Genomic DNA, 14,482 nt, shown 5'->3' on the forward strand with positions numbered 1-14,482 from the left:
TTATGCACAGCACACATAGCTGCCACAAGATAGAAAACCCGGTTTTGTCGCTAAACCCCCGCCAATGCGTAGCATTTCATACATAGAAATGTGGTAAACACACCATTTTCATGCCAAGCCATGAGTTTAGATCATGGCAGGCATCGCCAGTGAACATGCTCGCCGGCCCGCAACGGCACCAGTTCCTCTTCACCATAGGCAAGAGTAGCCGGAACCTGCCAGCTTTCTTTGACCAGCGTCACGCTATCGGCATTGCGGGGCAGGCCATAAAATGCCGGGCCGTTGAAGCTGGCGAACGCTTCCAGCTTGTCCAGTGCCCCCGCCTGCTCGAAGGCCTCGGCGTACAGCTCGATGGCGGCATTGGCGGTGTACATGCCGGCGCAGCCACAGGAGTTTTCCTTGGTGTGGCGGGCGTGCGGCGCGCTGTCGGTACCCAGAAAGAACTTGCTGCTGCCGCTGGTAGCAGCGGCGACCAGTGCCTCGCGATGCACTTCGCGCTTCAGCACCGGTAGGCAGTAGTGATGCGGGCGGATGCCGCCGGTGAATAGCGCATTGCGGTTCATCAGCAGGTGATGGGCGGTAATGGTGGCCGCCACATTGTCCGGCGCGGCAGCCACGTACTCGGCAGCCTGGCGGGTGGTGATGTGCTCGAATACCACGCGCAGCTGCGGCAGGCGCTGCATCAGCGGCTCGAATACGGTATCGATGAACACGGCCTCGCGGTCGAACACGTCCACCGCCGGGTCGGTCACTTCGCCGTGCACCAAGAGCGGCATGCCCACTTCCGCCATGGCTTCCAGCGCTACCATGGCATTGGCCACGTCGCGCACGCCGGCGTCGGAGTTGGTGGTGGCGCCGGCCGGGTATAGCTTGATGCCGTGCACGAAGCCGCTGGCCTTGGCCTTGCGCACTTCTTCCGCGGTGGTGGTCTCGGTCAGATACAGCGTCATCAGCGGTTCGAACTTGCTACCGGCCGGCCGCGCGGCCAGGATGCGCTCGCGGTAGGCGGCGGCGGCTTCCACCGTGGTGACCGGCGGCTTGAGGTTGGGCATCACGATGGCGCGGCCCATCTGGCGGCAGGTATCCGGCAGCACCGCCTGCATGGCGATGCCGTCACGCAGGTGCAGGTGCCAGTCGTCCGGACGGGTAATGGTCAGTTTCATGTCGGGCCTTTCTGTTCGGTATGGATGAATCCGGTAGGGTTGGCCGCAAGCTTATTTGCGGCGGATAACCAGCAGGTATTTGCCTTCCGCAGTCACCGCGGACTCCAGCAACTGGTTGCCGGTCTGGCGGCAGAAGGCCTCGAAATCCTTGGGGGCGCCCGGGTCGGTGGCAATCACCGACAGCACCTGGCCAGTTTCCATGCTGGCCAGTGCCTTCTTGGATCGCAGGATCGGTAACGGACAATTGAGGCCGGAAAGATCCAGCTGTTGATCTGCTTGCATAGTCGCTCCGTGCACGCTTAGTCGCTACAATAAACCGGTCATTTTAATGAGCTTGCCCGCAAAACCCCAGCCATGTGCATCATTGCCCTTGCCTACAAGACCCCGGCCCTTGGCCCGCTGGTGCTGCTCGCCAATCGCGACGAGTACTACCGCCGCCCAGCCGCGCCACTGGATTACTGGCAGGATGCACCGCAGACCCTTGGCGGGCGCGACCTGCAGGCTGGCGGCAGCTGGCTGGCCATCGATACCCGTGGTCGCCTGGCGGCGGTAACCCACATCCGCGACGGCCGGCCCCAGTCACCGCCCGCTCGTTCGCGCGGCGAGCTGGTGCAGCGCTTCGTTACCGGCGATGAGGATGCGCTCAGCTATGCACAGTGGCTGCGCGAGCATCGCCACGAATTCGGGCCATTCAACCTGTTGTTCGGCAGTTATAACGATCTGCTGCACTTCAGCAGCCGCAGCGGCCAGCTCAACCGGCTCAACCCTGGCATTCATGTACTGTCCAATGCCGAGATGGATACGCCATGGTTCAAGAGCGAGCGGCTGCGCGGCCACCTGCAGACCCTGCGCCGCCCGCCGGCCGAAGCCGAGGTACTGCCCTGGCTATGCGACCGCACCGCGGCCGAGGTGGCGGAACTCCCCAATACCGGGGTCGGTCTGGCACTGGAGAAACTGCTGTCCCCTGTTTTTATCGTAGGCCGCGACTACGGTACGCGCGCCTCATCGCTGCTGACGGTCACCGCGCGCGGTGATGTCGGCTTTGCCGAAGTGAGCTGGGACATGAGTGGCCGCGAAACCGGTCGCCGTCGCTACCAGTTCACTGTCGGTATTCCCAGGAGATCAATTTGAACAAGTTTGCATGCAGCGCGCTGTTGTTGCTGCTATCGGCACAAGGTATGGCGGCCTTCAATCTGGACAACCGCAAGCCGAATGCCTATGTGATGGAAAACGACAAACCGTGGGTGGAACAGGAGCAGGCACTGGTGCCCTATCCGCTGCAGCCACAATGGCTGCAGCTGGAGATGCCGGTCACCATCCGGCCGCAGATTTTCGTCAATACCGCGGACCTGCAGCTTGGCCCCGACCAGGTGATCCGCTTCTCCCTGCGCCAGGCCAGCAAGAGTGGGGTAGAGAATATCAGCCGTGAAGGCCTGCTCTGCGAGCAGCGCAGCTATCGCAGTTATGCCTTCGGCGACCCGGTCAACAAGCGCTGGATCAGCTCGCAGAACAGTCAGTGGCGCAAGCTGGATGTCAGCGACCTGCTGCGCCGGGAGCTGGTGACAATCCTGTGTCCGCAAGGCTGGACGCCAGCAACAGCCGCCGAAGTGATCACCAATCTGCAACGCGCAGGCAAAGCACAGTAAACGTAAGCCGTGATCAGTCGATCACGGCTTTTTATTGTTCACCACCCGCTACTCCACCTCAGGCAGGCGGTGGAAGCTGGACGGCACCTGCTCCGGCTGGCTGAAGGACACAAACTCCCAGGCATCCGGAGTATCCAGCAACACGCGCAGCAGCTTGTTGTTGAGTGCATGGCCGGATTTGTGGCCACTGAAGGCGGCAATCAGCGGATGGCCGACGATGTACAGATCGCCGATGGCATCCAGAATCTTGTGACGCACGAACTCGTCCGGGAAGCGCAGCCCCTCCGGATTGAGCACGTACTCGTCGTCGATCACGATGGCGTTGTTGAGGTTGCCGCCACGACCAAGCCCGTGCTGACGCATGTATTCCACCTCGTGCATGAAGCCGAAAGTGCGCGCGCGGCTGATCTCGTCGATATACGAGCGGCTGGCGAAATCGATATGCACCTTCTGCGGTGCGCGGTTGAACGCCGGGTGGTTGAATTCTATCGATAGCTCCACGCTGAAGCCCTCGTGCGGCAGCAGTTTCACCCACTTGTCGCCTTCCACCACTTCCACCGGCTTTTTCACCCGGATGAACTTCTTCGGTCTGGCCTGTTCCTCGATGCCAGCCGTCTGCAACAGGAAGATGAACGGTGCGGCAGAGCCATCCATGATGGGAATCTCTGCCGCCGTTACATCGACAACCACGTTATCAATGCCCAGCCCTGCAAAAGCGGACATCAAATGCTCGATCGTGCCGACACGCACGCCGGTGTCTGTCACCAGCGTCGAGGAGAGGCGCGTGTCGTTCACGAGCGACGGTTGTACCGCCACCTCGACCGGCGCGGGCAGGTCGGTGCGGCGAAAGACGATGCCGGTATCGGGCGCAGCCGGGTGCAGGGTGAGTTTCACCCGCTCGCCGGAGTGCAAACCAACGCCGGTTGCGCTGATCGTCTGTTTCAGCGTGCGCTGCAGGATCATGAATACATCCCTGACAAATTGATTGCGGCAATGTTATCACAGGGCCTTTTACGCCCCGATTGATTCAGCCACCGCCTTCAATAAGCAGGAACTATCAGTCTGCCTGTTTGCGCAGGAATGCCGGAATGTCGTAGGACTCGCTCACTTCCGGATCGGAAAAGTCCGCCGACATCGGTGCGCGGCGGTTGCGGCCACCACGGATCACTGCCGGCGCTTCCAGATCGGCGTAGTTCACTTCCATTGCGACATTGTCGGTACCGGTCTTCAGCACCTTGATGTAATCCGGGCGCTCGGTGCGACCGGACTGCGGCTTCTGGCCCAGGCCGGTAGCGATCAGCGTCACGCGGATGGTGTCTTCCGGCATGTCTTCCACTTCGGCGGTACCGAACTTCACCTGTGCATCTTCGTCGGCGTACTGACGGATGATGCTCATGATCTCGCGGTATTCGCTCATCTTCAGGCAGCCAGGGGCGGTGGAGATGTTCACCAGCACGCCACGTGCGCCTTCCAGGGTGATGTTATCCAGCAGCGGGCTGGCCACGGCCTGCTCGGCGGCCACGCGGGCGCGGTCGATGCCGGAAGCGTAGGCGGAACCCATCATTGCCAGGCCCATTTCACCCATCACCGCGCGCACGTCGGCAAAGTCGACGTTGATCAGGCCCGGGCAGGTAATCACTTCCGAAATACCGGCTACCGCGCCCTTGAGCACGTCGTCGGCGGCGCGGAAGGCTTCGCGCATGGTCACGTCTTCGCCCAGCACTGCCATCAGCTTCTCGTTCGGGATCACGATCAGCGAATCCACGTGCTTCTTCAGCAGGTCGATGCCATCGCCGGCCACGCGGGTGCGGCGGCCTTCGTGTTCGAACGGACGGGTCACCACGCCCACGGTGAGGATACCCAGTTCCTTGGCCACTTCGGCCACTACCGGAGCCGCACCGGTACCGGTACCGCCACCCATGCCGGCGGTAACGAACACCATGTTGGCGCCACGCAGCATCTCGGCGATGCGCTCGCGGTCTTCCAGCGCGGCACTGCGGCCAACCTCCGGGTTGGCGCCGGCACCCAGACCACGGGTCAGGTTGTTACCCAGCTGCATCTTCAGCGCGGCCTTGTTGCGCTGCAGAGCCTGGGCATCGGTATTGGCGCAGATGAATTCCACGCCGGATACCTTGCTGTCGATCATGTTGTCGATGGCGTTGCAGCCGCCACCGCCGACACCGATCACCTTGATGACTGCCGCACTGGCAGTCTCCTGCATTACTTCGAATACCATGCCGCTCATTTTTCCTCTCCTGTAAAAAGATGAGCTATTGACGGACTACTTAAGCTGTTTGCTACCTGAAACCTGCACGATCAGAAGTTGCCGGCAAACCATGCCTTCATCTTCTGGAACATCTGCCCCACTCCACCGTTGTCGGCCTTGTGGCCGCTGCGGGGCTGCATCTGGTCCTTGCCGTACAGCAAGAGGCCCACGCCGGTCGAGAAGCGCGGGTTCTTCACTACCTCGGACAAACCACCTACATACTTCGGTACGCCGATGCGCACCGGCATGTGGAACACTTCTTCCGCCAGCTCCACCATGCCCGGCATCAGGCTGGCGCCACCGGTCAGCACCATGCCGGAGGACAGCACTTCCTCGAAACCACTGCGGCGCAGCTCCTGCTGCACCAGCTGGAACAGCTCTTCCACCCGCGGCTCGATCACTTCGGCCAGGGTGGCGCGCGACATCTGGCGCGGGCCGCGTTCGCCCACGCCCGGCACCTCGATCATCTGTGACGGGTCGGCCAGGCCTACCAGCGCCACGCCATGCTGGATCTTGATGTCCTCGGCTTCCTTGGTCGGGGTGCGCAGCGCCATGGCGATATCGTTGGTGATCTGGTCGCCGGCAATCGGAATCACCGCGGTATGGCGGATGGCGCCGTTGGCATACACCGCGATATCGGTGGTACCGCCGCCGATATCGATCAGGCACACGCCCAGCTCGCGCTCGTCCTCGGACAGCACGGCGTTGGCCGAGGCCATCGGCTGCAGCACCAGGTCGGACACTTCCAGCCCGCAACGACGCACGCACTTGGCCACGTTCTGCGCGGCGGATACCGCGCCGGTGACGATGTGCACCTTGGCTTCCAGCCGCACGCCACTCATGCCCAGCGGCTCGCGTACGCCTTCCTGGCCGTCGATGCTGTATTCCTGGGTCAGGATGTGCAGCACCTGGTGGTCCGGCGGAATCGACACCGCGCGTGCGGTTTCGATCACGCGGTCGATATCCATCTGGGTGACTTCGCGATCCTTGATCGCCACCATGCCGTGCGAGTTCACACTCTTGATGTGGCTGCCGGCAATGCCGGTAAACACCTCGTTGATCTTGCAGTCGGCCATCAGCTCGGCCTCCTCCAGCGCGCGCTGGATCGCCTGCACCGTGGATTCGATATTCACCACCATGCCGCGTTTCAGACCGCGCGACGGCACCTGGCCCATGCCGACGATATTGATCTGCCCTTCTTCCAGCACTTCCGCCACGATCGCTACGATCTTGGACGTGCCGATATCCAGGCCGACCAGCATGTTCTTGCTTTCCTTAGGTTTGCTCACCTGTCACTCCAAGCTCAAAGCTTCTTTGCTGCCACCGGCGGCGCCTTGTAATCAGGCATCCGCACGGCGAATCCGTTGGGATAACGCAGGTCCACATAGCTGATGTGGTAGGGCAGCGTGGCCAGGCTTCTCGGCCAGTGCAGCGCAAACCGCGCCAGCCGCTCCTCTACCGCGCCACGCCCCAGTTCCAGCGTGATCCCGTTATCCAGTTCCATCCGCCACGCCTCGCGTTCCGACAACCACAGTCGAACCGGCTGCAGGCGTACCGGCATCAGCTGCTGCCTTGCGGCCAACAGCATCTTCACCATTTCCTTTTCCGTCGCCGCCGGGCCGAACAGCACCGGCAGCGGCTGATCGCTGGCGGCATCGAACCAGCGACCTTCGGTGCTGATCAGCCCCGAATCCCCCCACCGCGCCAGCGCCACGTGCTCGCTGACCCGGATATCCAGCTGGTCCGGCCAGGTGCGCCGCACCTGTACCTGACGCACCCACGGCAGCTTCTCGAACGCGGCGCGGGTCTTGTCGATGTCCAGCGTGAAGAACGTGCCGGTCAGCTCGTTCTGCGCGATGTACTTCAACTGCACCGGCGTTACCTTGCTCACTTCCCCACCGATGTGAATCCGCTTCACCGGGAACAGCGGGGCATGTGTCAGCCAGTAGCCCCCGGCATACAGCAACATCAACAACGAGGCGGTCAGCAGCAGGTTGGCCACTGCCCGCAGTACTGCATGGTTATCCCACATGAGCGGCTGCCAGCACCTTCACGCACAAATCTTCGTACCCGAGGCCTTCCGCCCGCGCTGCCATCGGCACCAGGCTGTGGCTGGTCATGCCCGGGTTGGTGTTCACTTCCAGCAGGTAGATGCCGCCCTGCTCGTCCATCAGGAAATCCACCCGCGCCCAGCCGCGGCAACCCAGTACGCGGAAGGCCTGCAGCGCCAGCTCGCGTGCGCGCTGCTCTACTTCCGGCGCCAGCCCGGACGGGCAGCGGTACACGGTGTCGTCGCGGAAGTACTTGGCCTGGTAGTCGTAGAACTCGGTGGCCGGCTCGATCTTGATGGTCGGGTAGGCCTTGTCGTCGATCACCGCACAGGTGAACTCGCCACCGCCAATGAACTGCTCGGCGATCACGATGCTGTCGTACTTGCGGGCTTCCTCGTAGGCAGCCTTCAGCTCGCCGGCATTTTTCACCTTGGTCACGCCGATGCTGGAGCCTTCGGTGGACGGCTTCACGAAAATCGGCAGGCCCAGTTGCTGCTCGATGGCGGCGAAATCGCTGTTGTCGTTCAGCAGTTCGAAGGCCGGAATCGGCAGGCCGGCGCCCTTCCACAGCAGCTTGGTGCGCCACTTGTCCATGCAGATGGCCGAGGCCAGCACACCGCAGCCGGTGTAGGGCATGCCCATGGCTTCCAGCGCGCCCTGCAGGGTGCCATCCTCGCCGAACGGGCCATGCAGGATGTTGAACACGCGGCTAAAGCCCTCTTCCTGCAATGCCGACAGCGGCTGTTCCGACGGGTCGAACTTGTGCGCATCCACGCCCTTGCTCTGCAGTGCGGCCAGCACGCCGCTGCCGCTCATCAGCGACACTTCGCGCTCCGCCGAGCTGCCACCCATCACTACTGCCACTTTGCCAAACTGCTTCATCTTGCTTCCTTGCTGCCGCGTGTAGCGCACGCGGCCAACCTTCTGTCTGTGTCAGGCCTTGGCGGCGGATACCAGCTTGGCCGGAATACCGCCGATGGAACCGGCGCCCATGGTGATCACCACATCGCCGTCGCGGGCGATATCGCTGATGGTCTGCTGCATGTCGACGATCTGTTCGACGAACAGCGGCTCCACCTTACCGCCCACGCGCACCGCACGCGCCAGCGCGCGACCGTCGGCGGCCACGATCGGCGCTTCGCCGGCGGCGTACACCTCGGCCAGCAGCAGTACGTCCACGGTGGACAGCACTTTCACGAAATCTTCGAACAGGTCGCGGGTGCGGCTGTAGCGGTGCGGCTGGAAGGCCAGCACCAGGCGCTTGTCCGGGAAGGCGCCACGCACGGCGGCCAGGGTGGCGGCCATTTCCACCGGGTGGTGGCCGTAATCGTCGATCAGGGTGTAGCTGCCACCCTCTTTTGCAGCGACATCGCCGTAACGCTGGAAGCGGCGACCCACGCCGGCAAACTCGGCCAGCCCCTGCTGGATGGCGGCCACGTCGGCGCCGCATTCCAGGCCGATGGCGGTAGCAGCCAGCGCGTTCAGCACATTGTGGCGGCCCGGCATGTTGAGGGTGATCGGGAAGCGCAGGTCTTCGCCTTTCACCACCACATCGAAATGCATGCGACCGGCGTCGGCTACCACGTTCTCGGCGTAGATGTCGGCACTGTCGTCCAGGCCATAGGTGGTAACCGGCTTTTTCAGCGCCGGCACGATGCTGCGCACGTGCTCGTCATCCACGCACAGCACCGCGCGGCCATAAAACGGCAGGCGGTGCACGAAATCGATGAACGCCTGCTTCAGCTTGTCGAAGCTGTGGTCGTAGGTGTCCATGTGGTCGGCATCGATATTGGTGATCACCGCCATCACCGGCTGCAGATGCAGGAAGGAGGCATCGGATTCGTCGGCCTCGGCCACCAGGTATTCACCGCTGCCCAGGCGGGCATTGGTACCGGCGGCGGTGAGCTTGCCACCGATCACGAAGGTCGGATCCAGCTTGGCCGCCCCCAGCACCGATGCAGTCAGGCTGGTGGTGGTGGTCTTGCCGTGGGTGCCGGCAATGGCGATGCCCTGCTTGAAGCGCATCAGCTCGGCCAGCATCATCGCGCGCGGAATCACCGGGATATGGCGCGCCTGGGCTTCCATGACTTCCGGGTTGTCCGCCTTCACCGCGGTGGAGGTCACCACCACGTCGGCGCCCTGGATATAGGTGGCGTCGTGGCCGAAGTGGATGCGCGCACCCTGCTCGGTCAGGCGCTTGGTGGCGGCATTGTCGGCCATGTCGGAACCGGACACGGTGTAGCCCAGGTTCAACAGCACCTCGGCGATACCGCACATGCCCACGCCGCCGATACCGACAAAGTGAATGTGTTTGACGCGATGTTTCATGATGTCTTCTCTTGCTCGGGTCCCGTCGGGCCCCTGTCCTATTCGCTATCCGCCAGTGCCTGGCACAGATCTGCCACCCGGGCTGCCGCCGCCGGCCTGGCCAGCGTGCGTGCCCGTGCGGCCATCTGCTGCAACTGCGGGCGGTCCAAGCCAGCCAGCAGCGCAGCCAGTTGCTGCGGGTTCATATCCTGCTGCGGCAGGTGGATGGCGGCGCCATTGGCTGCCATCCACGCCGCGTTGTCACGCTGATGCGAGGTGGTGGATACCACCAGCGGCACCAGAATGCTGGGCACGCCGGCGGCACACAGTTCGCTGACGGTGATCGCGCCGGCACGGCACAGGATCACGTCACACTCGGCCAGCAGCGCGGCCATGTTGTCGATGAAGGGCAGCAGCGTTACGTCGCGGCCAACCTTCAACCCGGCGCTGGCATATGCCTGCTCCACCGCCGCAAAATTCTTCTCGCCGGTCTGGTGCGTGAGCAGCGGCCGGGCTTCTGCCGATAGCAGCGCCATTGCCTGCGGCAGGGTGTCGTTCAGCACCTTGGCTCCCAGGCTGCCCCCCACCACCAGCACGCGCAGCGGGCCAGTGCGGCCGGCAAAACGCTCGGCCGGTGCCGGCATCTGTTCGATCTCGGCCCGTACCGGGTTACCGGTAACCACGGCCTTTTTCAGTTGCGCCGCCTCGCCATCGAAGCCACAGGCCAGATGATCGGCAAACGGCAGCAGCGCCTTGTTGCTCAGCAGCAGCCCGGCATCGGCATTCACCATCACCAGTGGTTTCCACAGCAGTGCGCCGGCCAGACCAGTGGGCAGGCAGACATAGCCACCCATGCCCAGCAGCACGTCCGGGCGATGCTGGAACATCAGCTTCAGGCTTTGCACGAAGGCCACGCCCAGTTGCAACACGCCTTTCAGCGAGCCGAACAGCCCCTTGCCACGCACACCGTGGAACGGCAGGCGTATCAACGGGAAACCAGTAGGCGGCACCAGCTTGTTTTCCATGCCACGCTCGGTACCCACCCACACCACGTCCCAGCCACGGCTTTGCAGCTCGCGTGCCACCGCGATGCCGGGGACGATGTGTCCACCCGTGCCAGCTGCCATTACCAGGACCGTACGCTTTGCCATGTTTACCTTCTCTGCCTTTGTCTTTACCTGCGGCCAACGTTGGCCGCGGGGTACATCGTTAACATCCAACTTCTGTGTTTCTGTGCCGCTGCGCGGCTTTCAACCTTAAAACCCAACTTCTGTTTTTCCTTCGCGGCTATCGCCGCTCGGGCAAACCACCGGCTGCGCCGCTGCGCGGCTTTAAAACCCAAAACCGGTTTTCCCTTCGCCGCTTTGCGGCTCGGGCAAACAGGCGCCTGCTCGCTACGCTCGTGCTCCTTGCGGAGCCATGCGGTGCTTCAAACCTTGAAGCCCCGCATCAAGCGCCTGTTTTCATAATCCACTCTCAGCAACACTGCCAGCGAAGCGAGGTTGCACAGCATCGCCGAGCCACCAAAGGACATCAGCGGCAGGGTCAGACCCTTGGTCGGCAGCAAACCCATGTTCACGCCAACGTTGAAGAAGGTCTGGATGCCCAGCCAGATGCCGATGCCCTGTGCCACCAGCGCCTGGTAGTAACGCTCCAGCTTTTTCGCTTCCACGCCGATGTGGAAGGCGCGGCGCACGATCCAGGCATACAGCCCCAGCACCACGCAGATACCGACAAAACCAAACTCCTCCGAAATCACCGCCATGATGAAGTCGGTATGTGCCTCCGGCAGGTAGAACAGTTTTTCCACGCTGCCGCCCAGCCCCACGCCGAACCATTCGCCACGGCCGATGGCGATCAGCGAATGGCTGAGCTGGTAGCCCTTGCCATACGGGTCGTCCCACGGGTCGAGAAAGCCCAGCACCCGCTTCAGCCGGTACGGCGAGGTAATGATCAACAGCGCGATCGCCACCACCGCCATGCCGGCCAGGCCGGCGAAGATGCGCAGGTTGATGCCACCGAGAAACACGATGCCCATGGTGATGCTCATCACCACCATCAGTGCGCCGAAGTCCGGCTCTGACAGCAGCAGCAATGCCACGATCACGATGGCCATCAGGATCGGCAAAAAGCCCTGGCGGAAGCTGTGCAGCTTGGCAGCCTTGCGCACGGTGTAATCGGCGGCGTAGATCGCGGCGGCCAGCTTCATCACTTCCGACGGCTGCAAATTCAATACAAACAGGTTGATCCAGCGCCGCGAACCGTTCACCACCTTGCCGATACCCGGAATCAGCACCAGCAGCAGCAGGAAACCGGCGAACAGAAAGAACTTGCCGGCGTACTGCTGCCACCAGGCGGTGGGAATCTGGAACGTCATCCAGGCACCCACCAGGCCAATGGTCATGAAGATCATGTGGCGGAACAGGTAGAAATAACGGTTGTTGGTAGCCGGGTCGGCCTCGGCATAGGCAATCGACGCCGAGTACACCATCACCAGGCTGATGGACAGCAGCAGCGCAATCGCCCACATCAGCGCTTCGTCGAGCGCCGTGAGGGCAGAAACACCGTTGCGCTGGCTCAGGCTGACCATCAGTTGCCGCCCTCCGCCTTGATCGCTGCCACGGTGTCGATGAACACCTGGGCGCGATGCGCGTAATTCTTGAACATGTCCAGGCTGGCGCAGGCCGGCGACAGCAGCACCACGTCACCGCTTTGCGCCTGCGCGGCGGCGGTGCGGGTGGCGTCTTCCAGCGTGGCGCAATCGATCAGCGGCACGCCACTGCCTGCCAGCGCGGCGCGCAGCTGCGGCGCATCACGGCCGATCAGCACCACGGCGCGGGCAATGCGGGCGCAGGCGGCGGCCAGCGGGCTGAAATCCTGGCCCTTGCCGTCACCACCGGCGATCAGCACCACCTGGCGGGTCATGCCGTTCAGCGCTGCCTCGGTAGCACCGACATTGGTGCCCTTGGAGTCGTCGATGAACATCACGCCACCAAACTCGTCCACATATTCCACGCGATGCGCCAGGCCACGGAAGGTTTTCAGTGCCGGCAGCAGCTGTTCGCGCTCCAGGCCGATGGCCTCGGTCAGCGCCAGCGCCGCCAGCGCGTTGGCCGCATTGTGCAGGCCCTGCAGCGGCATGTCGGCGCAGTCGAATACCGGCTGGCCCGCGATGGTAAGCAGGTAACGGCCATCCGTCTGTTGCAGTGCGTAATCGGCCTGTTCGCGCAGCGAGAACCAGCGCAGCGGCCGGCCCGGACGCACCATGGCACGGCAGAACACGTCGTCGCGGTTCAGCACCTGCACGCCGTTGCCGCTGAAAATGGCGGTCTTGCTGTGCGCGTAGTCCAGCAGATCGTGGTACCGGTCGAGGTGATCCTCGGAAATGTTCAGCACGGTGGCGGCATCGGCAGCCAGGCTGCTGGTGGTATCCAGCTGGAAGCTGGACAGCTCCACCACCCATACATCCGGCTGCTTGCCGGCGGCTTCGCGCTCGGCCAGCGCGGTAAGCACCGGCAGGCCGATGTTGCCGCACACCACGGTGTCCTGCCCGGCGCTCTGGCACAGGTGGCCCACCAGGCTGGTAACGGTGCTCTTGCCGTTGGAGCCGGTAATGGCGATCAGCTTGCTGCCTTTGCCGGCGACGGCGCGGCTGAACAGCTCCACGTCGCCCACCACCTCGCCACCACGGGCGGCAAAGGCGGCGATGGCCGGGGTGCGGTTGCTCACCCCCGGGCTCACCATCAGCATGTCGGCGTCGGCGAAAGTGGCGTCGCTGAACGCGCCCAGGCGCAACGCCACGCCCAGCTCGGCGGCAACGTTGGCCGCATTGGCCGGATTGTCGCGGCTGTCGGCGATGGTGACGCGCGCACCATGCGCCAGCAGCCAGCGCGCGGCGGAAACGCCGGTGTCGCCCAGGCCGATAACGATGATGTGGCGGTTGTCGAAGCGCATCACGTAGTCCTTAACGCAGTTTCAGGGTGGCGAGGCCGGCCAGCACCAGCATCATGGTCACGATCCAGAAGCGCACCACTACCTGGGTTTCCTTCCAGCCTTTCAGTTCGTAGTGGTGATGCAGCGGCGCCATGCGGAACACGCGCTTGCCGGTGAGCTTGAACGAGCCCACCTGGATCATCACCGACAGCGCTTCCATCACGAACAGGCCGCCCATGATCAGCAGCACGATTTCCTGGCGCACGATCACCGCCACGGTACCCAGTGCGGCGCCCAGCGCCAGCGCGCCCACGTCACCCATGAATACCTGTGCCGGATAAGCGTTGAACCACAGGAAGCCCAGGCAAGCGCCGCAGATAGCGGCGCAGAACACCACCACCTCGTGCGCGCCCGGCACGAAGGGCATGCCCAGGTATTTGGAGAACACCGCGTGGCCGGCCACGTAGGCGAAGATCGACAGGCCGGCAGCCACCAGCACCACCGGCAGTGCCGCCAGGCCGTCCAGACCGTCGGTGAGGTTTACCGAGTTGGAGGTGCCGACAATCACGAAATAGGTCAGTACGCAGAAACCGATGCCACCCAGCGGGTAGATGATGTTCTTGAAGAACGGCACGATGAATTCGGTGGAAGCCGGCAGCTTGGCAGTGGTAATCAGGAACACCCCGGCAGCGATGGCGATGGTGGATTGCCAGGCCATCTTGAAACGTGCGGAAACCCCGTTCGGGTCCTTGTACACCACCTTGCGCCAGTCGTCGTAGAAGCCCAGCGCGCCGGTACCCAGCGTTACGCCCAGCAGCAGCCAGACATACAGGTTGGACAGGTCGGCCCACAGCAGGGTGGTTACCGTCATCGCCAGCAGGATCAGCGTGCCGCCCATGGTCGGGGTGCCGGTTTTCACCAGGTGGGTCTGCGGGCCGTCCTTGCGGACCGCCTGGCCCACTTTCAGTTCGGTGAGCTTGGCGATTACCCACGGCCCCATCCACAGCGAGATGACCAGCGAGGTCAGCGCCGCCATCACCGCGCGCAGGGTGACGTAGTTCAGGACATTGAAGGCGCGGATGTATTCACCCAGCAGATCGGATAACAGTAGCAGCA

14 protein-coding genes are annotated in these 14,482 nt (G+C 63.2%); 2 read left to right on the forward strand and 12 right to left on the reverse strand.

Annotated elements, in window-relative coordinates:
• Nucleotides 1-131 precede the first annotated feature (131 nt).
• A complete protein-coding gene (pyrC, locus tag ACFOKJ_RS10670) occupies nucleotides 132-1,163 on the reverse strand; it encodes a dihydroorotase (RefSeq protein ID WP_390279370.1) in 1,032 nt (343 codons plus the stop codon).
• Between the two features lie 51 nt (nucleotides 1,164-1,214).
• Nucleotides 1,215-1,445, reverse strand: a complete 231-nt coding sequence (locus ACFOKJ_RS10675) for a sulfurtransferase TusA family protein (protein ID WP_390279372.1) — start codon at nucleotides 1,443-1,445, stop codon at nucleotides 1,215-1,217.
• A gap of 72 nt (nucleotides 1,446-1,517) precedes the next feature.
• Here ACFOKJ_RS10675 and ACFOKJ_RS10680 point away from each other — a divergent pair, with 72 nt between their 5' ends.
• Both ACFOKJ_RS10680 and ACFOKJ_RS10685 read left to right on the forward strand, forming a co-directional pair.
• Complete coding sequence (locus ACFOKJ_RS10680; protein WP_390279374.1) at nucleotides 1,518-2,294, forward strand: NRDE family protein; 777 nt, start codon at nucleotides 1,518-1,520, stop codon at nucleotides 2,292-2,294.
• Entirely contained in the window at nucleotides 2,291-2,809 is a 519-nt protein-coding gene (locus ACFOKJ_RS10685; protein ID WP_390279376.1) for a CNP1-like family protein, read from the forward strand. The genes ACFOKJ_RS10680 and ACFOKJ_RS10685 overlap by 4 nt, the downstream gene beginning before the upstream one ends.
• A 48-nt stretch (nucleotides 2,810-2,857) precedes the next feature.
• Here the strand turns inward: ACFOKJ_RS10685 and lpxC are convergent, their stop codons facing one another.
• The 10 genes from lpxC to mraY all read right to left on the reverse strand — a co-directional run bounded on the left by lpxC (nucleotide 2,858) and on the right by mraY (nucleotide 14,480).
• Nucleotides 2,858-3,769: a UDP-3-O-acyl-N-acetylglucosamine deacetylase gene (lpxC, locus tag ACFOKJ_RS10690; RefSeq protein WP_390279692.1), complete on the reverse strand. Its 912-nt coding sequence runs from the start codon at nucleotides 3,767-3,769 to the stop codon at nucleotides 2,858-2,860.
• 97 nt (nucleotides 3,770-3,866) lie between these two features.
• Nucleotides 3,867-5,054, reverse strand: a complete 1,188-nt coding sequence (gene ftsZ / locus ACFOKJ_RS10695; RefSeq protein ID WP_390279378.1) for a cell division protein FtsZ — start codon at nucleotides 5,052-5,054, stop codon at nucleotides 3,867-3,869.
• A gap of 71 nt (nucleotides 5,055-5,125) precedes the next feature.
• Nucleotides 5,126-6,337 carry a cell division protein FtsA gene (gene ftsA, locus ACFOKJ_RS10700; protein WP_390279694.1) on the reverse strand — a complete coding sequence of 404 codons (1,212 nt, stop codon included), beginning with the start codon at nucleotides 6,335-6,337 and terminating at the stop codon, nucleotides 5,126-5,128.
• A 41-nt stretch (nucleotides 6,338-6,378) separates the two neighbouring features.
• Nucleotides 6,379-7,107, reverse strand: a complete 729-nt coding sequence (locus tag ACFOKJ_RS10705) for a cell division protein FtsQ/DivIB (protein ID WP_390279380.1) — start codon at nucleotides 7,105-7,107, stop codon at nucleotides 6,379-6,381.
• Nucleotides 7,097-8,008 (reverse strand): D-alanine--D-alanine ligase, encoded by a 912-nt coding sequence (locus ACFOKJ_RS10710; protein WP_390279382.1) that lies wholly within the window; start codon nucleotides 8,006-8,008, stop codon nucleotides 7,097-7,099. Before ACFOKJ_RS10710 ends, ACFOKJ_RS10705 begins: the two co-directional genes overlap by 11 nt.
• Nucleotides 8,009-8,059: 51 nt before the next feature.
• The gene (gene murC, locus ACFOKJ_RS10715) at nucleotides 8,060-9,454 is read right to left on the reverse strand and encodes a UDP-N-acetylmuramate--L-alanine ligase (RefSeq protein WP_390279384.1); all 1,395 of its coding nucleotides are present in this window, start codon (nucleotides 9,452-9,454) and stop codon (nucleotides 8,060-8,062) included.
• 38 nt (nucleotides 9,455-9,492) lie between these two features.
• Nucleotides 9,493-10,584, reverse strand: a complete 1,092-nt coding sequence (gene murG / locus ACFOKJ_RS10720; RefSeq protein ID WP_390279386.1) for an undecaprenyldiphospho-muramoylpentapeptide beta-N-acetylglucosaminyltransferase — start codon at nucleotides 10,582-10,584, stop codon at nucleotides 9,493-9,495.
• 278 nt (nucleotides 10,585-10,862) lie between these two features.
• Entirely contained in the window at nucleotides 10,863-12,023 is a 1,161-nt protein-coding gene (gene ftsW / locus ACFOKJ_RS10725; protein ID WP_390279388.1) for a putative lipid II flippase FtsW, read from the reverse strand.
• The gene (murD, locus tag ACFOKJ_RS10730) at nucleotides 12,023-13,387 is read right to left on the reverse strand and encodes a UDP-N-acetylmuramoyl-L-alanine--D-glutamate ligase (protein ID WP_390279390.1); all 1,365 of its coding nucleotides are present in this window, start codon (nucleotides 13,385-13,387) and stop codon (nucleotides 12,023-12,025) included. The genes ftsW and murD overlap by 1 nt, the downstream gene beginning before the upstream one ends.
• Before the next feature lie 10 nt (nucleotides 13,388-13,397).
• A complete protein-coding gene (gene mraY / locus ACFOKJ_RS10735) occupies nucleotides 13,398-14,480 on the reverse strand; it encodes a phospho-N-acetylmuramoyl-pentapeptide-transferase (RefSeq protein WP_390279696.1) in 1,083 nt (360 codons plus the stop codon).
• Between the last annotated feature and the right edge of the window lie 2 nt (nucleotides 14,481-14,482).

Origin of the sequence: Vogesella amnigena (genome assembly GCF_042648905.1) — a bacterium.
Lineage (GTDB): Bacteria > Pseudomonadota > Gammaproteobacteria > Burkholderiales > Chromobacteriaceae > Vogesella > Vogesella amnigena.

Coding starts and splice junctions, on each gene's coding strand:
- pyrC (WP_390279370.1), bottom strand. CDS start 1,163: ATGAAACTGACCATTACCCGTCCGGACGACTGGCACCTGCACCTGCGT.
- ACFOKJ_RS10675 (WP_390279372.1), bottom strand. CDS start 1,445: ATGCAAGCAGATCAACAGCTGGATCTTTCCGGCCTCAATTGTCCGTTA.
- ACFOKJ_RS10680 (WP_390279374.1), top strand. CDS start 1,518: ATGTGCATCATTGCCCTTGCCTACAAGACCCCGGCCCTTGGCCCGCTG.
- ftsZ (WP_390279378.1), bottom strand. CDS start 5,054: ATGAGCGGCATGGTATTCGAAGTAATGCAGGAGACTGCCAGTGCGGCA.
- ftsA (WP_390279694.1), bottom strand. CDS start 6,337: ATGCTGGTCGGCCTGGATATCGGCACGTCCAAGATCGTAGCGATCGTG.
- ACFOKJ_RS10705 (WP_390279380.1), bottom strand. CDS start 7,107: ATGTGGGATAACCATGCAGTACTGCGGGCAGTGGCCAACCTGCTGCTG.
- ACFOKJ_RS10710 (WP_390279382.1), bottom strand. CDS start 8,008: ATGAAGCAGTTTGGCAAAGTGGCAGTAGTGATGGGTGGCAGCTCGGCG.
- murC (WP_390279384.1), bottom strand. CDS start 9,454: ATGAAACATCGCGTCAAACACATTCACTTTGTCGGTATCGGCGGCGTG.
- murG (WP_390279386.1), bottom strand. CDS start 10,584: ATGGCAAAGCGTACGGTCCTGGTAATGGCAGCTGGCACGGGTGGACAC.
- ftsW (WP_390279388.1), bottom strand. CDS start 12,023: ATGGTCAGCCTGAGCCAGCGCAACGGTGTTTCTGCCCTCACGGCGCTC.
- murD (WP_390279390.1), bottom strand. CDS start 13,387: ATGCGCTTCGACAACCGCCACATCATCGTTATCGGCCTGGGCGACACC.